The organism is Mesorhizobium sp. Root695, from assembly GCF_001428185.1.
Lineage (GTDB): Bacteria > Pseudomonadota > Alphaproteobacteria > Rhizobiales > Rhizobiaceae > Mesorhizobium.
Genome location: NZ_LMHO01000019.1, coordinates 13,696 through 32,615 on the forward strand (window position 1 = coordinate 13,696; position 18,920 = coordinate 32,615).

Sequence of the window (18,920 nt, forward strand, 5' to 3'; positions counted from 1 at the left end):
GCGGCGCGATGGTCCAGGTTCGCCAGAGCACGATCATCGATGCACCGATCGACGAGGTCTGGGAAATCCTGCGCGACTTCAACGGCCACGAACGTTGGCACCCGGCAATTTCCTTCAGCGAGATCGAGGGTGGTGAGCCGGTCGACGCGGTCGGCTCGGTCCGCCACTTCAGGCTGAACGACGGCGGCGAGTTGCGTGAACAATTGCTGGCGCTGTCCGACAAGGACCGGCGGCTCAGCTATTGCCTGCTCGAAGCGCCGCTTCCCTTGATGGGCTATGTCGCCTCGGTGCGGCTGAAACCGGTGACCGACGATAACGCGACCTTCTGGGAATGGCGTTCGGAGTTCAATCCGCCGGCGCATCGGCGCGACGAACTGGTCAAGCTGGTCGCCGAAGGCATCTATCAGGCCGGCTTCGCGGCCGTGCGCGATCTTCTACGAGGCCGAAGCGGGGGCTCGCCGATCGATGTGAGGCCTTCCCGGGCGGTTGCCGCTCCTGCCCCATCGGCAAGCGTGCCGCGAGTCGTGCCAACTATCACTCCGGGTCAGGCCGCGACAACCAGGGCGATCGTTGTCGAGCGCTATGGCGGACCGGAAGAGCTGCAGCTCAGGGAAATCGGACTGCCGCAGCCGGCGCCGAACGAAGTGCAGATCCGCCATACGGTGATCGGCGTCAATTTCATCGATGTCTATTGCCGCACCGGCTATTTCGACCTTCTGCAGCCGCCTGGCGTGCCGGGCATGGAGGCGGCCGGCGTCATCGAGGCGGTTGGGTCCGCGGCGTCGGGCTTCTCTGTCGGCGACCGTGTCGCCTATGCGTGTCCGCCGGTCGGCGCCTATTGCGAGCGGCGCAACATGGTGCCTGATCTTTTGGTCCATCTTCCTGATGATATCTCCGATGACATTGCCGCCGCTGGGCTGCTCAAAGGCATCGCCGCGAGTTTTCTGCTGCACGAAGTTCATGTTGTCCGTCCTGGCGAGGTCGTCCTGATCCATGCCGCCGCTGGCGGCGTCGGCCAATTGTTGGTGCAGTGGGCCCGCCATCTCGGAGCGACGGTCATTGCGACGGTGTCGAGCGACGATAAGGCGCGGATCGTCGAACGGCTCGGCGCTGATCACGTCATCGTCTATTCGCGAGAGAATTTCGCCGAGGCCGTCATGCGATTGACTGGCGGCGCCGGCGCGGATGTCGCCTATGACGCTGTCGGCAACGATACCTTCGGTGGGTCGCTGGCGGCGCTCGGAGTACGAGGCCATCTCGTCAGTTTCGGCCAGGCTTCCGGCCCAGTCGGCAATTGGGATATCGGTCGGCTCTCTTCGAAGTCCGTCACGATTTCCCGGCCGAACTACGCCCACTATACCGACACACCGCAGAAGCTTGCTCCGCAATTGAACCGGTTCTTTGCCGCGCTGCGACAGGGGACTATCAAGGTCGAGCCTCCGAGGCACTACGATCTGGCAGCGGCGTCGGAGGCCCATCGCGATCTGGAGTCGCGACGAACGACCGGCGCGCTGGTGCTAAAAGTGTGAGACGAGTTGCCACAGTCGAAGCCGCCTGGGGGCGTCAGACGAAGCTTTCGGTCGCTATGGTCACTATCCATTTCGAGACCTTTGGGAATGGCCGCTGTCGGCGTACCCTCGACCTGCCGCTTGCGCTCGCAAGGTCCGCCCCCACGTTCCTTGACATCGGGTATTTATCCGAAATTATGTAGGAAAGAAGGATCGCAAAGCATGACGGGAATCGCGCTGTCGGGCGTATCAAAGCACTTTGGCGCAGTCGAAGTGATCCGCGACGTGAGCCTGGACATTAAGCCAGGAGAGCTGGTCGTGTTTCTCGGCCCGTCCGGTTCTGGCAAGACGACGCTGCTCCGGATGATCGCCGGCCTCGAAAGCATTGACGAGGGCACGCTGACGATCGACGGGGTGCGCTCGGAGAACCTTGCGCCGGGCAGGCGCAACGTTGCGATGGTCTTCCAGAACTATGCGCTTTACCCACATATGACAGTCGCGGAGAACATGGCCTTTGGGCTGAGGAACATTCGGGTCGCGCCGGATGTTATACGCCAACGGATCGCTGAGGCTGCGCGCATCTTGGAGATCGAAGCGCTGCTCCACCGGCGGCCGTCGCAGCTCTCCGGCGGGCAGCGCCAGCGCGTGGCTATCGGGCGTGCGATCGTCAAGGAGCCCAAGGCATTCCTGTTCGACGAGCCACTCTCCAATCTGGACGCGGCGCTTCGAGCCCGTACACGCGTCGAGCTTGCCGAGCTGCATCAGCGTTTGAAGTCGACGATGATCTACGTCACCCACGACCAGGTGGAAGCGATGACCCTCGCCGACCGTATTGTGATCCTCAATGATTGCCGGATAGAGCAGATGGGAAGACCCGACGAGGTCTATGCACGTCCGGCATCGCGATTCGTCGCGACCTTCGTCGGATCTCCGGCGATGAACATTCTGCCTGTTACGGTTTCGGGCTCAGGCGACAGGCTCAATGCGCGCTTGACGGATGGATCGCTCGTCGGGCTTCCTGGCGCGCCGGCCAACATGGATTGGCGCGAACTGGGAGTGCGGCCGGAATCGCTGATTGTCGTCTCCGAGGGCAATGAAGCATCCGCCACGGCCACCGTTGTCGAGCGCCTTGGTGAGCGAACGCTCGTCTATGCGCGGCTCGCCGATGGGACGCAGGTTACGGCACAAGATCGCGGGCTTTCGAACGTCAAACCGGGCGATGCCGTTCGGCTGAAGTTCGACACCGCCGCCCTGCATCTCTTCGCCGCGGACGGATCGACCTGGCACGCGCGCTGACGGGGCCTGAATCCGCCGAGCGGGGTCCTGCCCTCTGGCATCGCGGTTCGCTCGCGGGCCGAGGCTAGCCCTTGATACCTGCCGAGAGCGTTATCGCTTCGGTCACTCGTCGTTGGAAAAAGAGGTAGGCTAGCGCCACCGGAAGGCCGGCCAGTACAGCTGCCGACAGCTGGCGCGCGTAGTAGACACCGAAGGCGTCATTGACCTGCGTGATGCCGACGGTGATCGTCATCATCTCGGTGCGGGTCACCGAGAGGAACGGCCACAAAAACGCGTTCCACGTCCAGATGAAGCAGACGATCGACAGCGCCGTCGTCACCCCCCAGTTCATCGGCATGTAGATCTTGAAGAGGATCCCGAATTCAGATGCATTGTCCATGACCGCGGCCTCGCGGAAGTCCTTCGGGACCTGATCGAAGAACTGCTTGTACACGATGATGATGACGGGGTGGATAAGCTGCGGCAACATGATTCCAGCCCAGCTGTTGAGCAGGCCAAGGTTGGCCACCAGCACGAAATGATTGATGATCAGCGCCGAAGTTGGCACCATGAAGGAGGCGAGTATCAGCCACCATAGCGCGATCCGCCCCGGGAACCGCAACTGCGAAATCGCGTAGCCGCACAGCATCGAGATGAAGATGGTGATGACCGTTACGCCGACCGCGACCGCCACCGAATTGACGTACCAGGTGCCGATCTGTGTGGTGGTCAGGGCGTCAATGTAGTTCTCCAGCGTCGGCGTCTCGGGCCAGAGTTCGATGTATGGCTGGACGACTTCGTCGTCCGGTTTGAGCGATGAGATCACACCCCAATAGAGCGGGAACGCCCATAGGATGGCCCAGACGAGCGTCAGTGCCGTGATGATCCCGCCCCAAAAGTTCCAGCGCTGCGCAGCCATGGCGTTCATCGGCGCCGCCTTTCGGCGAACCGGAGCAGTTGGAATTGCAGGACCGAGACGACGACCACAAGCACGAAGAGGGTGACGGCGACAGCCGCCGCCCTACCTCCCTGGTTCTGCTGGAAAGCCTTCTGGAAGACGTAGTAGACGAGCACCATATTGTCGTTCGGCCGGCCGCCGATCGAGAACAGATAGACCTGATCGAAGATCTTGAGCTGCAGGATGAGTTGGATGGTTAATACCAGCGAAGTGACCGGCCATAGCAGTGGCCAGGTGATACGCCGGAACGTGGTCCATCGGGTCGAGTTGTCGAGCGCCGCGGCTTCATAGATCTCGGCGGGTATGGACCGCAGTCCGGCGAGGAAGAGGAGGATCGAGAAACCCGCGGTCCACCAGATCGTCACCCCGGCCACCGCCGGCAAGAACCAGACGCGCGACTTAAAGACCGGTACGCGCGGGATTCCCAGCCAGTCCAGCACATGCATCGCGATCCCGAACTGGAAATTCAGCGTCCAGTCCCAGATCAGATAGACCACGGACACCGGCAGGATGTACGGCAGGAAGAACAACGCCAGCACGATCGCCTGGAACCGGCCCTTGAGGCGTGACACGCCAAGCGCGATCAACAGGGCGATGAGTGTCCCGGGGACGACCGTCATCAGCACGAAGTAAGCGGTGTTCCAGACCGCGCGCCGGAACATCGGGTCGTTGTCGAGCCGCAGGTAGTTGTCGAGGCCAACCCACCGACCCTCGCCGATCAGCGGCGCATCGGTGAAAGAGATGCGGAACATCTGAACCGTCGGATAGACGAACGCCAGCAAGTAGATCGCCAGGAAGGGAGCGACCAGCACCAGTGCGACAAGACGTTCAGTGCGGGAGTTGCGAAGCATGGCTCTTCCTCAAATATGGTTGGGACCGTCCCGGGCAGGGCGGTCCCAGCCTTTGAGCCCTACATGCTGTTCAGCTCTTCCTTGATGGATTTCACCGCCTCGCCCGGGTCCATCTCTCCGTTGAGGGTCGGCACGAAATAATTCGACATGATGTCGAAGATCGGCCCGGCGACACCAGCCTTGGGCGACTTCGGATCGAAGATCATGTTGGCCGTCAGGGTCGAGTAGGTCGCATTGGGCTCCATTGCCTTGTATTCCGCCGTCTCGGTGACTGGCTTGTAGGCAGGGATGTGGCCTGCCGTGGCCCAGAAAAGCGAGTGCTTGTCCATCCATGAGATCACCTCGAGAACGGTGGCACGCTTTTCCGGGGTGATCTCCTTGCCCTTGTTCTTCGGGATCGCGAACGAGTGGCTGTCCGCATAGGTGCATGGCTTGTCGAAGATCACCGGGATCTCGACGGCGCCCCAGTCGAACAGCTTGCCTTGCTTGGCGAGGTCCGTCATCGTGGGAACTTCCCAGACGCCGTTGATCATCATTGCTGCCTTGCCCGAGGTGAATAGGGCGACGGTTGCGGGATAGTCCGTATAGGTCGACTGCAGCCCGGCTTTCGTCCACCCTTGCAGAACCGCCAACGCTTTCGCCAGCTTTTCAGCATTGTCGCCGGCGAGGAACTCGTTGCCCGTCAGAAGCTCGCCGCCTTGCTGGCACACCAGCGAGTAAATGGTGCGGTACATGAAGTTGCCGTCGGCGGTCACGCTGCCCAGCGGGAACTCGATGCCGGCATCCTTCAACTTCTGCAGTGTCGCGGTGAATTCCTCCCTGTTACCCATGCCCACGGGACGGCCGTCGTCGCCGAGCACGCCTGCCTTCTTCAGAAGGACGCGGTTGTAGTACAGGACGATTGGATGGGTATCGAGCGGCACTGCGTATTGCTTGCCGTCGACAGTCACGGCGCCCATCGTCGTCTGGGCGAAGTCCGAGGCCGAGAGGCCCATCTTGCTCATGTCGTCGGCGGTGATTTCTTGGAGAATATCCTGGCTCACCGCCAAGGGGATGCGGCTGGCATGATAGGTCATGACGTCTGGCGCCTCTCCGACCGCGGCCGAGGTCTGCACCTTCGCGTAGAAGGGCGTGCCCCACTCCAGCGTCGTGGCGTCGATCTTGATCTTGCCGGCGTGGGCGGTGTTGAAGTCGGTGATCATCTGCTTCATGCGCACACCGTCACCGCCGCCGAGGAAATCCCACCATATGACGGTTTCTTCGGCCTGGGCCGCGACGGCCCAAAATCCTCCGGCCGCAACCACCGCTATGGCCATCATCCTGCGAAAGTTCATCTCAGCTTCCTCCCGAGTACGGCGATTAGATCCGCCTTGAACGTTTCAATGCTACACCAAACCAAACCGCCTGCAACGGATTTCAGGGTATATATCTGATGGTCGGATATTAACTCAGAGCGTCACACGCACCATCGAGTAAGAGTGCGGCGGCAAGTTCAGCGTCATTCCCTTGCTGCTGAGCGCTGCCCCGTTGCCTTTGACCGGTGATACGTTGTCCGGCGCGTCCTTCGTGTTGCAGGCCTCGAGATCGTCATGACGGATGATCGTATGCTCGATAGACTTGGCTGCGAACCGCTCGAGGGCGACGTCTGCCTCTATCGTCTCGGATCCATGCCGGTTGATCGCGAAGAAGGTCAGCGTGCCGGCTTTCGAATCATGTACGCCTGCAATGTCGAGCCATGGCACCTTGTCGGCCGCGGCCGCGTCATAGGTAGGCACCTCGACCGCGAGCTGCAGCGCGGTGCCGCGGCCATGCTTGGAGGCCAGCATAAAAGGCCAGTAGATCGTCTGCCGCCAGGCGCCGCCGCCGGGATCGGTCATGATCGGCGCGATAACGTTCACCAGCTGCGCAATGCAGGCGATGCGAACAATATCCGACCGGCGTATGAAGGTGTTGATGATGCAACCGACCTGCAGCACGTCCTCGAAATTGTAGATGTCTTCCAAAAGCCTGGGCGCTTCCGGCCAGTCCCAGCCGCGCATGCGCTCGGCGTCCCGCTTGCGCTGATGGTACCAGACGTTCCACTCGTCGAAGGAGATCTTCACGTCCCGTTTCGAGCGGGTCTTGGCCTTCACGTAGTCGATGATGCCCGCGACCGTGCCAATGTAGCGGTCGAGCTTGGCCGGAAGAGCGAGATATTCGGCCGTATTCTTCTCGTAGTTCTCGAAATACATGTGGAGAGAGATGTAGTCGACCTGCTCGTAGGTCGCTTCCAACACGGTCGCTTCCCACTGCGGATAGGTCGGCATATTGGAGTGCGAGGAACCGCAGACGACCAGTTCCACCGTTGGGTCGAGGCCGCGCAGCGCCTTGGCGGTCTCGTTGGCGAGATGGCCGTATTCGCTCGCCGACTTGTGGCCGACCTGCCAGGGACCGTCCATTTCATTGCCGAGACACCAGAGGCGGCAGTTCCAGGGTTGCGTGCGTCCGTTCTTGGCCCTGAGGTCGGACCAGTAGCTGCCGCTCGGGTGGTTGACGTATTCAACGAAGGCCCGCGCCTCGTCGAGGCCGCGGGAGCCGAGATTGACCGCAAGCATCATCTCGGTGCCGGCCTTTTCAGCCCAGTCGGCGAATTCGTGGATTCCAACCAGGTTCGGCTCCGTGGTGCGCCACGCAAGATCGAGCCGCCGCGGGCGATTCTCCTTTGGGCCTATGCCGTCTTCCCAATTGTAGGCGGACACGAAGTTGCCACCTGGGTAACGGCAGATCGGAGTGTCGAGCGCACGCACCAGCTCGATCACATCCTTGCGCATCCCCTCTGCGTCCGCTTGCGGATGTCCGGGCTCGTAGATGCCCGTATAGACCGCTCGGCCAAGATGCTCGAGAAACGAGCCGTAAAGACGTTTGTCGATATCCGCGACGGTATAGGCCGCGTTCGCGGTGACTCTGGCCTTCATGATCCCTCCCACTGCGGACTATCAATCCGACTTTCCGGTCTATATCCGGGTTGCGGGTCAATTAAGGGCGGAGGTCGTTCGCCCGTCAAGGGCCTAGTATGCTCTCAAGCCTTCAGCAGGCGCAGAACGATGTCGTTGCTGTAATTGCCGAAGCCGCTGCCGAAGATGTTTATGCCGCCGGGGTGACGCGCATCTTCCTTCACGCCGATTCGTATCCGGATCGAGCGGTGCCGCTCGAGCTCCAGATCAGCCAGCGAGCATTTGGAAACCTTGTCATTGTTGCGATAGGTGCCGTTATTCGTGACGCGCCAGTGTGCGAGATCGCCATACTGCGATCCGGCCAACTTCCACCAGCCGGGCGTATGCTTGCCGCGCTTGTCGCCATAGTCGGCCGGCGCCGTCCAGGTATCTATCTCGTGTCCGTTGATCGCGATCGTGATGTCCGATGGCCAATCCTTCGATGTGCCCGGCACCTCGGACGAAAGCTCCATCGCCAGCTCCAACCCGCCGACTTTGGCATTGGCAAGCGTCGCATTGTTGGGAAACTGGTATTCGACGAAGCCGCGTGTGAACCACAGCAGCCCGGCCCGCATGCGGTCAGGATCGAGGAAAGTGTCTGGCACATCGAGAAGTCCGATGACGCCGTCCTTTGAACACAGGCCGCAGGGGGCGGAAACTTCGCATCTTGTGTAGAGTCCAAGCGGCATCGCCACTTCTATGACGCCGAGATCCTGCGCCGGGGTGCGGTCCTTGAAGACGACAACCAACTCGGAGAAAGTCGAATAGCAGACCTTCTGGCTTCCCTTGCGCGCCTTCTGTGATTTCGTCTCGATCAAACCGACATCGGCAAGAACCTGGATGTTTGCGGAAATTGTCGATTGCGGAAGACCCAGTTCTTCGGCCACTTGATTGACGTTTTTCGGCCCCTTGCGGTGCAGCAGATCGAGAATCCGGACCCGGACCTCGCTCGCGAGGCTCTTCAACAAGTCGAGCCGCTCAAGCGGATCGACAACCATGATTTCATTCGACATATGGCCCGCACTCGTCACACGGGTTATGTATCAGCAGATCAGATACAAATAAAGCCGGTGGCGTTATAAATTGAACCGCCTAGCCAGCCAGATATGATCCTCGGCTTGTTTGATGCCGACGGTCTGGCTCGTCGATGAAGTCATCGAACCTGGTTGCTGAAGAAAGTTGGCGCCTGCGGGTTTGGTGGTCTCCTTCTTCAAGGTGAGATGCATGCGCTCATGGCGCCCGTTCTGCTGCGGGCAGCCCGGCTTGATGCGTTCGATGTCAATCCCAGCCGCAGCCACCAGACCGACAGCTTGCTGAGGTTGAACAGCGCGTTGGGGCTGGCGAACGGAACGCCATTGTCGGTCTTGATCGCGGCAGGCAGGCTGGCTGGCGAAAGCGATCGGCGACAAGGTGCGGGTGGAGGAAGTCATGCCAAAGCCGAAGCACCAGGGATTAGTGGCACCTACCGGGCCGGCCATTTGGTTGTCCGCAATGTCGCGTGTTGTGACGTCTTAGAAACGATCGTTCACCGCCGTGAACCGGGCATGTACGAACAGGGGGGATGGGTTGCGTTCCAGCCGTACGAGCGTGGGAGGCTTTATGTGAGTCCTCTGGCCTTCCGCGAAGGCTAAGGCAAAAGATTCCAGCGCGAACGAGTAAGTGCGCTCTTCATCATGTTCGATAACGCGCACCAACCACTCGCCGTCGGCTTCAAGGACTTCAACTCGGGTTACCAAGAGCCCGCCGTAGCCGGTCAGATATCCGCGAACATTGCGCTGTGGACCACCCACCATTTTCCTCCCATTTAGCGAAAATATGCAACTATGCTAATGAAGATACCTGCGTGGCTGCCATAAACTATGAGATAGCTCACACAGCTATCCCATGGACGTTGATGCATGCCCACAACGCCGGGTAGGTGGCGCGCATTCAGTGCGGCTAAGATGCGGATCGAAGAGGTCACGCCGAAGTGAAGCGCTGACGGAGCGGATTTTACCGGGGCGGCCCAGCGACTTAAGGTCGTAGTGGGGACTAACAGCGGCGGCCGCTGGGCCTGACCAGTATGGCTCGAGGAAGCGCTGTGCTGGCTGACCGGAAGCATGCGCTCACTCCAATGTAAGAGCCAGAGCGCATCCGCAGGAAGGGCCACCGCCGAAAGTTGTACCCACAGCGACAATGGGAGGTAGACGCGAACCTTCCCAACGCGGCGCGGCGTGCGGATGAGCAGCGCACTACCGGTGTCCACCAGATCGATCCGCGCATCTCTGGCCGACATTCCGTTTAAGCCGAGGCAGACGCCAGGGCATCGACCGTCGCCTCCGGTCCGGCGGGCCAGCAGCATGTGACTCGCAGACCTTCGCGGGAAGATGGCCGGCGCCCGTTGGGTGGGGGGCGTTGGGGAAAGGCGCCGGCCTTTGGCGGGTTGGGGTCCGCCATCAACATTAATAGCAGAGTCAGAGACGGGTTCGTATAGCGTTTTCGCGGTAGCCTAACCGTCATCTGCTTGCGCCATTCCCACGGCCTGTCGAACGATCCGGCCCACGTACCGCGCTTTGCTGCCTTGGCCTCATTTCTGAGTCCGAGAGCAAACCCGTCGCTATATTTCGATTTCGGGAAGTCAAGCGCATAGTCATGCCTGACCATCCATTCTCCAACATCGACGTCCCCGGCATTGCCAAGCCGAAGCAGAAATCTCAAACAACCCGGTATTGTGTTGCTTGCCGGCAACCATCGGCTCATCTGCCCCTGTCGGTGCCGATTGCATCGTATTAATTCGTGACTCATCCATTTCGGAACCTTTCCCGCGCACGGCGCGTTTCGGCGCCTGTATTCGCAAAGCCTCATACAAAAAGCGGATCGGTGGGAGGCAAACACGGGTGGGGAGGAGTGTTGCAATGTCGAACCGAGAAATAGGAATATCCTCCGCCCTGGATCGGCGCATCGCCGATCTCAAGGCCAGGATGCAGGACGCCCGGATCACGGAATTCGAAATGAAGACCTTTCAGAAAGTGGCTTCCATCATGGGAGGCGGCGAAGGCTCCCTCCGCCTTGATGCCGACGACCTGATCGCGGCCTCCTTTGTCATCGACGCGCTGGGTGAACCAACGCTAAACTGACGGCGGGCGGTCTGGCTTCGAGCACCGCTTGCTCTGCCAGCTGCTTGGTCCAAGCCTTCAAGCCGGGAACCAGGATGGCCGCTTTTTCGGCGGCCGTCCTGCGGCGTCCGTACGCAAGCATCTGTCGCGGGCGGCGGTGCCTGCGCTCCGCGCTATGCCGATATCGAATTGGAGGGAAAGTCTTATCAATTTGTTTGCGTTGGTGCGTCATAGTAGCGGCGGCTAACGGAATTGAACGCGATGAAGCTCGATCTGTCACCGACGAGCTGGGGCAGGGTGATCGCTGTCACCATAGTCGGTACGGCATTCTTCATTGCCGTGGCGTTCTTCGTCGATTCCTTCAACTTCCCCTATCTCTCGCCCGAAGCAGTGTGGCGGGCGCAGATGACCGACCTGATGCTGCCTTTGGTGCTGGGCGGCTCGTTTCTGTTTTTCCTCATGTGGAAGATCAGGCAGCTGGCCATCGCCCAGCGCGACCTCAGCGTCATAGCCGCGACCGACAGCCTGACCGCGGTGCTGAACCGTGGTGCCTTCTCGATGCTGGTCGAGGCCTATCTCGAGCAGACCCGCAAGCAGGAGCAGACCCGTTCGGGGGCGCTGCTGATCATCGACGCCGACCACTTCAAGTCGATCAATGACCGCCTGGGCCATGACTGCGGCGACCAGGCGCTCAAGCTGATCGCGCAGGCGATCAAAGGGCAACTGCGTGGCGGCGATCTTGTCGGCCGCATCGGCGGCGAAGAATTCGGCGTGTTTCTTCCCGGCGTGGATCCGTCGCAATCCTGGGTGGTTGCCGAAAGCATCCGCCGGCGTATCAGGGAGATGGACTTTTCGCCCGGTGGCAGGCCTTGCCCGCTTTCCGTCAGCATCGGCGGCACGAGCTTTACCGGCCCGATCACCTATGAGGAGATCTTCTCCGCCGCCGACAGACGGCTTTACACGGCCAAGTCGAACGGACGCGATCAAGTCAGCTTCGATCCGGCGGGCGTCTCGCCGCCTCTGCCCAGCGTCGCCACCGTGCATTGACGGCAGTCTGATCAAGGGCGGCCATGGCAACCTTGAACCGTCGCTGCCTGCCTTGGATAATCGGACAGCACGCCGATCTGTGCAGGCTGTCGCGCTGACGGTGCTTTCGCTTTGCCGACATCACGCTAAGGAGATAGTCTTCTCCCGCCTGAGACGGCAGATGTCGAAAATCTGCCGACCTATGCGCCTCGTTTCGACTACGATCTTTTCGGTCGGGCTCCTCTTTGGAGCAGAATTTGCCCTAGGTTTCATCAGCCGCTCCTCGTTAAGAAGGCTGTTCAACCGGAACGCCTTCTCGCACACAAGATCATTTTGCACGCACAGCGCTGGCAAGAGCTGGTATATGGTTTTGCTTGACGACGACGGAAGCGACGGATCGAAGACAACGTGATCTGCGGGCGCATCGAGACTTCGACTGATCAGATCGCGCGCTGCTTGCTTCGAAAGGATATAGCCGGCCGTTCCGATGTGGAGCCCATATAGTCTAGCTACCGAAAACGCACGGCCCACGGAAGTGCGCTTCATCGCGATGACCGTTTTCTTTAGGTATGTTTCCAGCTTGACGATATCTGCGTCGGCCGGAATCCATCCATAGTGGGAAAGCATCGGGCCAGCCGCTTCGGAGAACAGGATGTCATCTTCGAAGATCGCACCAAAGGCATCATCGCCATTCGCGATGATTTTCCAGCAAACCTTGTGGCTCATGAGGCAGGCCACTTCCGTGGGGGTTAGACCGGACGAAGTCTTGGCAAATTCCGAGCGGTGCAACGCGTCTATGGCAGGAACCCGGTCGAACAAAACGCCAATCCTAGCGAATTCAGCCGTGACGTGGGCAAGTCGATCGGGAGACCGATCAAGGTTGATGACCATACATTTCATTGATGCCCCCAAAGGCTATGCAGATCAACAATCGAAGTCTGTCGCAAAATATCGACCACTTTCTTTATAACTATATTGGCAATTCCGACTTCCCCGCCCGCTCAGGGAAGAATTTTTGCTGTAGGTAGTGTCACCCATACTGAGCCTATAGCGTTGCCGATTTCCCATGGCAAGTGGAGCCATGTCTACCCTTCCCGATCACTGATGCACGGCTCCGCAAATTTGAGGCAGAGCTTGCCTTTCGGCGAGCGTGATCGACGGGGAAGCGAGACAGAACGCGCAGGAAAGCGGCTTGTGCTGCCGGTGATGTATTTGAGCAACAGATTGATTACTTGGCAATCATCAAATGCTCCCTAGTTGACTCGATTCGCGCAATAGACGACCAACAGTTCTTGGGCGGCTAGTGTTGTTTGAAGGGGGTGTTTGTCGCAGCAGCGTTAGCTCTGCTCTGCGTCAAATACCGCCCTCGATCACCCGGGTGGGCAGTACGACAACGGCCAGGTTTCGCCAACGGCAAGAAACCGGCCAGGCAGGCCCAGCGATCATGCTCCATCTGTTCAATGGTTTTCAGGATCCTTTTGGCGGCAGTGACCTCGAAGCCCTGGAACTATACCGGCTGTTGAGCGTCGACTCCGAGGTGCGTCTGTGGGCAACCTCCTCCAGAGTGTCCGGCGAGTTGATGCGGCATTTCCCGATTCGCCGCATCTCACTGCCAAAGTGGCATGTGCCGGACGGCGGTATTTACGTCTTTCTCGGCGCGCATTGGCGCAACAAGGTGTGGCCTTACCTGATCCCACGACCGCGCCGGCTGATCTACGTCTTCAATACCTTTCACCCGAAAGTCATCGCGCTGACGACACGCATGCCACGCATGCTGAACTGGCCCAACGCCGAACTGGTGCTGATTTCCGATTTTCAAAAACGCATGCTGGGGGTCGATGGCATCGTGCATCCGTCGCCAATCGACATCGAACGTTTCTCGCAACGGCGGGCGAGGCCGGATGGTCCGTTCACGGTGGGTCGGCTGAGCCGCGATGCGCCAGACAAGCATCATGCTGACGATGTGCCGCTCTACGAGGCATTGCTGGCGGACGGCGCCGCGGTGCGGATTCAGGGCGGGATGCCGCTCAAGGACAGGCTCGCGCCGCATTCGCGACTGGAACTCCTGCCGCAGGGGCAGTTTGCGGCTGAAGAGTTCCTGCAGACGCTCGACGCGTTCTACTATCGCACCGGCTCGAATGTGGTGGAGACGTTCGGCCGGGTGGTGTTCGAGGCGATGGCCTGCGGCTTGCCCGTGGTCTGCCATTCGCAGGGCGGCTATGCCGACCATATCAGGCATGGCGAAAACGGTTTCCTGTTCGAGACGACGCCACAAGCGGCACGGATCCTGGCCGATCTCAAAGTCGATCCGGCGCTGAGGGCGGCAGTAGGGCTCAAGGCACGGCAGACGGTAGAGCAACTGTATTCGCCGCAGGCGCTACGACAGCGGCTGGATTTCTATCTGCGTTAGCGGCACATCATCCCCTGGGCCGAGCGGACACCCGCGGCGCAACAACATGCCAGGCGTGTTTGTCATCGATCCCGACATCGCGCTAAAGCTGGCATGCAAACGAACCATCGGGGCGGACGGGCAGCGGCGCGCCACGGACCGAGCAGGACTTCTTGACGATGACATTGATGGGCGCGGCGGCACTGCTGATCCTGATCCTGACTTACGCCGGTGTCGCCGTTGGCCGCATACCGGGCCTGCGCCTCGACCGGGCGGGGATCGCACTGCTCGGGGGCGCCGCCATGATCGCCGTCGGCGCGCTCAGCATGGAGGATGCCTACCGGGCAATCAATTTCGATACCATCACGCTGCTGCTCGGCATGATGATCGTGGTGGCGCATCTGAAAGTGTCAGGCGCCTTTCGCGGTCTTGGCGCCATTGCCATCGAGCACGCGCACGCGCCGTTGATGCTTTTGGTAATGGTGACGCTGCTGACCGGCGTGCTGTCGGCCTTCCTGGTCAACGACGCCATCTGCCTTGTCATGGCGCCGATCGTGGTCCACGTCACCCGAATCATCAAGCGCAACCCGATCCCTTATCTGATCGCCACCGCCACCGCGTCGAATTGCGGCAGCGTCGCCACCATCACCGGCAATCCGCAAAACATGGTCATCGGCGCGCTGTCGGGCATTTCCTATCCGGCCTTTTCGGCGGCGCTCGCTCCGGTCGCTCTGTTCGGCCTCGTCGCGGTCGTTGTCATCATCCGCGTCGTCTACCGGGCCGAATTCGCCCGCACGGTCCAACTGACGCCCGAGGTCTCGCGTGGCCGCATGCATAAGGGGCAGGTGCTGAAGGCGGTGGTGGTCTGCATCGGACTGGCAATCGCCTTCTTCGCCGGCGTGCCCGTTGCCAAGGCCGCACTCATCGGCGGCGCCATCCTCCTGCTCACCCGCGCCATCAAGCCGGAGCGCATCTACCGCGAGATCGACGGCCCACTGCTGTTCATGTTCGCCGGTCTGTTCGTGGTCGTCGCCGGCGCCGAAAAGACGCTGCTGACATCAGACATGATCGCCTCGGCAAAGAACCTCGGGCTGGACGATGTCTGGCGGCTGTCCGGCTTCACCGCGGTGCTCTCCAACATCATGAGCAATGTCCCAGCCGTGCTGGCGCTCCGGCCTTTCATACCCGGCCTTGAAAACCCCGAGCGCGCCTGGCTGGTCGTCGCCATGAGCTCGACGCTGGCCGGCAATTTCACGCTGCTGGGTTCGGTCGCCAACCTGATCGTCGCCGAACAGGCACGGGCCGCCGGCACGCCGCTGTCATTCGGCGCCTTCTTCAAGGTCGGCCTGCCGTTGACGCTGATAACGCTGGCGGCCGGCACGGCATGGCTGGCGTTTGGGTTCTAGGACGCGGACTCATTAAGGCGCAGCCATAGCCTGATTGACGCGAGCTGAACGAAGGCAAGGTAGTTGGCGGCGAGCCTGTCGTAGCGCGTCGCCACCCGACGACATTGTTTAATCCTGTTGAAGAACCGCTCGACCTGGTTGCGAGCGCGGTAGAGATAGGGGCTGAAGCAGATCGGATCGCTGCGATTGCTTTTCGGCGGGATGTTGGCCCAAGCGCCTTTCTTCATGGCAAGCTCTCTGATCCAGTCGGCGTCATAGCCACGGTCGGCAAGCAGCATTGAACCGACTTTCAGACGAGACAGCAGTTTTCCCGCAAGCCGCACGTCGTGGGCCTCACCGGGGCTCAGCGCCAGCCGCACCGGCAGACCATTGCTATCGACCACCGCATGAATTTTGCTCGTCAAGCCGCCGCGTGACCTTCCCATCGATTGGCGCTGGTTTCGTGTGATGCAGGCTCCATGCTGATGCACGCGGACAATGGATGTGTCGATCATCTGGACAGCGGCATCGTGGGTGGCAGCAAGTGCGTCGATGATGCGGCCCCAGACACCAGCCCGCCGCCAGCGGACGAAACGGTTATAGCAGGTCGTGTAAGGGCCAAAATGATCCGGCAGATCACGCCAGAGTGCTCCTGATCGCAGGACCCAGAAGATACCATTGAGGACTCGTCGGTCGTTTACCCGAGGAACGCCACGCGGCTTGTTCGGCAGCATCGGCTTGATGGCAAGCCATTCATAGTCGGCGAGTTCGTAGCGCATGATTCGACCCCCAGTTTTGGGAATTTGAATCATGGGGGTCGGTCCAAGCGCAACGCTTCTGGCCCGCCTCCGGTCGGCGCTTTCGGGGCAAAGCGGACGTCAACCAGCCGACAACCCCCGCTGAATCCGTCGAAAATGACCCGCAACGGGCATCAATGGCCTTGACCCGGTGCGGCCTACCTCTGGTTTGATAGGGTTCTCTCAGGGGCGAGTCATTTGCGTCCAGCAACGACCTCTGGCGGTCGATCCGACGCGAGGCTAAAAATGGTGACGTTCCTATTGGAACTCCCCCCTTCGTGATAGGCAAGGCATCAGGCAACAAAAGAGAGGACCGAACCGTATGATCAGCCTAATAAATGTCTTCACGGTAGATCCCGCCAACCAGGACCGGCTCCTCGATTTGCTTGCGCGCGCGACCGATGAATTCGTCAGCCGGGCACCTGGCTTTGTTTCCTCGACCCTTCATCGGAGCCTCGACGGCACGAAAGTGACTATGTATGCGCAGTGGCGCAGCGTGGAAGACTATGAGTCCATGCGCCAGGATCCTGGACCGCTACCCTTTCTCGAAGAGGCGCTCACGATCGCGAAATTTGAGCCGGGCATGTATGAGGTCGTGTGCACATTCTCGCCTATTGATAGGTAGGCCTCGCCCCCGCGCGCGAATCCGGACTTCCGCTGTTGGCCCATCGCGACATATTGCGCTGCCGCACGAACTCGGCCGCTATAGGGGTAAAGCGGACATTGCGTTCGTCGCATCACGTCGCTGGGTTTATGGGTACACGGCCTAATGCATGTCGCCCAAAAGTGGCCCCGGTTTTGGGGCGACGACATGCATAAAAACCAAAGACTTCTAGACTTGGTTGCTTGAGATCCGCGCCCGCACAAGCGTTGCGGCGGCGTGTCCTGCCGCCCCGATATAGTCGGGGTTGTGGTGGATCAGCATGCTCGAGAAGGCGCCGTCCATGAGCAGCACGATCTCGCGCGCCAGCATATGCGGCGCCGTGACGCCGCGGGCCGACAGTTCGGCGGCGAGCCATTTTTCGAAATTTGTCTTGTGCCGCGATCCGGCCATGACTGCCGGGTGTCCAGGCATCGAGGCAAGCTCCGCAGCCGTGCGCAGAAACCCGCATCCTTTCCATTTGGGATGGCGGGCGACACGCGCCAGATTGGTGAAAATCGCTTCGACCTTGCGGTCGGCACCACCTTCAGCGGCATCGAACCAGCCGGCCATCTGCTTCAGATTGGGCTGGTCACGGCCATCGAGATAGGCAGCGATCAGATCGTCCTTGCTCTTGAAGTGATAGTACAGTGTCCGCTTGGTCAGCCCGGCTTTTTCGGCGATGGCATCGACGCTGACGCGGCCAATCCCTTCGGCATAGAAGAGCTTCGTCGCGGCATCGACGATGCGTTTGCGGGTGGGGCTGGATGCTTCAGGCATAGCATCAAGTATACCGACTAGTGAATATACAAGCAATCGAAAACCTGATCCTTTCCGGTCAATGCACGTTGGAAAGGAAGCCAAATGACCGATCTTGTCCTTAACGAGACCAGCGATGGGATTGCCATTCTCACCCTCAACCGGCCGGAGAAACTCAATGCGCTGAACTATGCCCTGATCGATCGCCTGCTTTCGGCCCTCGACGACATCGAAGTCGATGGAAGCGTCCGGGCGGTCATTCTTACCGGAGCAGGGGAGCGGGCGTTTTCGGCCGGTGGCGACATCCATGAATTCTCAGCCAGCGTGGCGCTTGGCGTCGATGTCGCGATGCGTGACTTCGTCATGCGCGGGCAGCGGCTGACGGCGAGGCTGGAGGCGTTTCGCAAACCCGTCATCGCCGCCGTCAACGGCATTGCCTTTGGTGGCGGCTGCGAAATCACCGAGGCCGTGCCGCTGGCCATCGCCAGCGACCGTGCTTTGTTCGCCAAGCCGGAAATCAATCTTGCAATGCCGCCGACCTTTGGCGGAACGCAGCGCTTGCCCAGGCTGGGGGGGCGCAAGCGGGCGCTGGAACTGCTTTTGACCGGCGACTGGTTTCCGCCGCCGCGGGCACTTGAGCTGGGTCTGGTCAACCAGGTGGTGCCGCATGGCGATTTGATGCCGGCCGCGATGGGCCTGGCCAGGCGTATCCTGCGGCACTCCGATCTGGCGATTGCCAGCATCCTCACGGCAGTGGCGCGCGGCCTTAACCAGAGCATCGCCGAAGGCTTGCTGGTCGAGGCCGAGCAGTTCGCCCGCATGGCCCCGACCGCCGATCTGCGCGAAGGGCTGGATGCCTGGATCGCACGCCGCGAGCCGGGCTATGACGGCTCATGGACGCATATCGCGCGTCCTGACGAGGCCAGGCGGGCCTCGTTGGCGCTGGATCAGGGCGCCACCACCAAACGGCCTTTCATGTTGGGGTGGAATCGGCAGAAATAGTCGACCGGTCCAGCGGCCTTCAATGTGAGGCTTACGGATTGCTTCGGCGGGATCATTACCTCCCAGCCACCTTTCACGGTGGCCGTGTGGGCGAACACATCCTTGTTCACCCACTCGATCGTGTCTCCGACCTTCGCCTCGACGGTAACTGGCGAGAACACCAGCCTGTCGATGGTGACCTGGATGGTTTCGGCCTGCGCCGGAACGATGCCGACGGCCAGCATAAAGGCAATCCAAAGATGGCGTTTCGGCATGCTCCCGGT

General features: G+C 60.6%; 17 protein-coding genes and 1 pseudogene. 8 read left to right on the forward strand and 10 right to left on the reverse strand.

Annotated features, from left to right (window positions below; all coding sequences use genetic code 11):
- Window positions 1-8: 8 nt before the first annotated feature.
- Together ASD99_RS17615 and ASD99_RS17620 are read left to right on the forward strand one after the other, a co-directional pair.
- Complete coding sequence (locus ASD99_RS17615; RefSeq protein WP_082583324.1) at window positions 9-1,529, forward strand: zinc-binding dehydrogenase; 1,521 nt, start codon at window positions 9-11, stop codon at window positions 1,527-1,529.
- A 201-nt stretch (window positions 1,530-1,730) separates the two neighbouring features.
- On the forward strand, window positions 1,731-2,804 hold the full coding sequence (locus ASD99_RS17620; RefSeq protein WP_057144413.1) for an ABC transporter ATP-binding protein: 1,074 nt from the start codon (window positions 1,731-1,733) through the stop codon (window positions 2,802-2,804).
- A 64-nt stretch (window positions 2,805-2,868) separates the two neighbouring features.
- On the opposite strand, the gene ASD99_RS17625 is transcribed toward ASD99_RS17620, so the two are convergent.
- From ASD99_RS17625 to ASD99_RS32340, 6 genes and pseudogenes are all read right to left on the reverse strand, one after another.
- A complete protein-coding gene (locus tag ASD99_RS17625) occupies window positions 2,869-3,711 on the reverse strand; it encodes a carbohydrate ABC transporter permease (RefSeq protein ID WP_057144414.1) in 843 nt (280 codons plus the stop codon).
- Window positions 3,708-4,592 (reverse strand): carbohydrate ABC transporter permease, encoded by an 885-nt coding sequence (locus ASD99_RS17630; RefSeq protein WP_057144415.1) that lies wholly within the window; start codon window positions 4,590-4,592, stop codon window positions 3,708-3,710. The genes ASD99_RS17625 and ASD99_RS17630 overlap by 4 nt, the downstream gene beginning before the upstream one ends.
- Window positions 4,593-4,651: 59 nt before the next feature.
- Window positions 4,652-5,926 carry an extracellular solute-binding protein gene (locus ASD99_RS17635; RefSeq protein WP_057144416.1) on the reverse strand — a complete coding sequence of 425 codons (1,275 nt, stop codon included), beginning with the start codon at window positions 5,924-5,926 and terminating at the stop codon, window positions 4,652-4,654.
- 114 nt (window positions 5,927-6,040) lie between these two features.
- Entirely contained in the window at window positions 6,041-7,546 is a 1,506-nt protein-coding gene (locus tag ASD99_RS17640; RefSeq protein ID WP_056593513.1) for an alpha-N-arabinofuranosidase, read from the reverse strand.
- 104 nt (window positions 7,547-7,650) lie between these two features.
- Window positions 7,651-8,577, reverse strand: a complete 927-nt coding sequence (locus ASD99_RS17645; RefSeq protein ID WP_056593516.1) for an ArsR/SmtB family transcription factor — start codon at window positions 8,575-8,577, stop codon at window positions 7,651-7,653.
- 153 nt (window positions 8,578-8,730) lie between these two features.
- Window positions 8,731-8,945, reverse strand: a pseudogene (locus ASD99_RS32340) (integrase core domain-containing protein); the annotation flags it as partial.
- Between the two features lie 1,513 nt (window positions 8,946-10,458).
- Here ASD99_RS32340 and ASD99_RS17660 point away from each other — a divergent pair.
- Together ASD99_RS17660 and ASD99_RS17665 are read left to right on the forward strand one after the other, a co-directional pair.
- Window positions 10,459-10,680 (forward strand): hypothetical protein, encoded by a 222-nt coding sequence (locus tag ASD99_RS17660; RefSeq protein ID WP_056593524.1) that lies wholly within the window; start codon window positions 10,459-10,461, stop codon window positions 10,678-10,680.
- Window positions 10,681-10,920: 240 nt separating this feature from the next.
- Complete coding sequence (locus ASD99_RS17665) at window positions 10,921-11,706, forward strand: GGDEF domain-containing protein (RefSeq protein WP_056593526.1); 786 nt, start codon at window positions 10,921-10,923, stop codon at window positions 11,704-11,706.
- A 120-nt stretch (window positions 11,707-11,826) separates the two neighbouring features.
- Here ASD99_RS17665 and ASD99_RS17670 read toward each other — a convergent pair whose 3' ends face one another.
- Window positions 11,827-12,585 carry a glycosyltransferase family 25 protein gene (locus tag ASD99_RS17670; protein WP_057144418.1) on the reverse strand — a complete coding sequence of 253 codons (759 nt, stop codon included), beginning with the start codon at window positions 12,583-12,585 and terminating at the stop codon, window positions 11,827-11,829.
- A 406-nt stretch (window positions 12,586-12,991) separates the two neighbouring features.
- Here ASD99_RS17670 and ASD99_RS17675 point away from each other — a divergent pair, with 406 nt between their 5' ends.
- Window positions 12,992-14,095, forward strand: a complete 1,104-nt coding sequence (locus ASD99_RS17675; RefSeq protein WP_244497783.1) for a glycosyltransferase family 4 protein — start codon at window positions 12,992-12,994, stop codon at window positions 14,093-14,095.
- Window positions 14,096-14,253: 158 nt separating this feature from the next.
- Window positions 14,254-15,480 (forward strand): anion transporter, encoded by a 1,227-nt coding sequence (locus tag ASD99_RS17680; RefSeq protein WP_057144420.1) that lies wholly within the window; start codon window positions 14,254-14,256, stop codon window positions 15,478-15,480.
- On the opposite strand, the gene ASD99_RS32345 is transcribed toward ASD99_RS17680, so the two are convergent.
- Complete coding sequence (locus ASD99_RS32345) at window positions 15,477-16,238, reverse strand: IS5 family transposase (protein WP_082583325.1); 762 nt, start codon at window positions 16,236-16,238, stop codon at window positions 15,477-15,479. The genes ASD99_RS17680 and ASD99_RS32345 overlap by 4 nt on opposite strands.
- A 340-nt stretch (window positions 16,239-16,578) precedes the next feature.
- Here ASD99_RS32345 and ASD99_RS17695 point away from each other — a divergent pair, with 340 nt between their 5' ends.
- The gene (locus ASD99_RS17695; protein WP_056593542.1) at window positions 16,579-16,881 is read left to right on the forward strand and encodes an antibiotic biosynthesis monooxygenase family protein; all 303 of its coding nucleotides are present in this window, start codon (window positions 16,579-16,581) and stop codon (window positions 16,879-16,881) included.
- 207 nt (window positions 16,882-17,088) lie between these two features.
- On the opposite strand, the gene ASD99_RS17700 is transcribed toward ASD99_RS17695, so the two are convergent.
- Window positions 17,089-17,676, reverse strand: a complete 588-nt coding sequence (locus tag ASD99_RS17700; protein ID WP_057144421.1) for a TetR/AcrR family transcriptional regulator — start codon at window positions 17,674-17,676, stop codon at window positions 17,089-17,091.
- Between the two features lie 84 nt (window positions 17,677-17,760).
- Between ASD99_RS17700 and ASD99_RS17705 the strand changes: the two genes are divergently transcribed.
- Window positions 17,761-18,657, forward strand: coding sequence for a crotonase/enoyl-CoA hydratase family protein (locus ASD99_RS17705; RefSeq protein ID WP_057144422.1), 897 nt, complete (start codon window positions 17,761-17,763; stop codon window positions 18,655-18,657).
- Here the strand turns inward: ASD99_RS17705 and ASD99_RS17710 are convergent.
- Window positions 18,603-18,911 (reverse strand): cupredoxin family copper-binding protein, encoded by a 309-nt coding sequence (locus ASD99_RS17710; RefSeq protein ID WP_057144423.1) that lies wholly within the window; start codon window positions 18,909-18,911, stop codon window positions 18,603-18,605. The two genes, ASD99_RS17705 and ASD99_RS17710, sit on opposite strands and share 55 nt — an antisense overlap.
- Window positions 18,912-18,920: the final 9 nt, after the last annotated feature.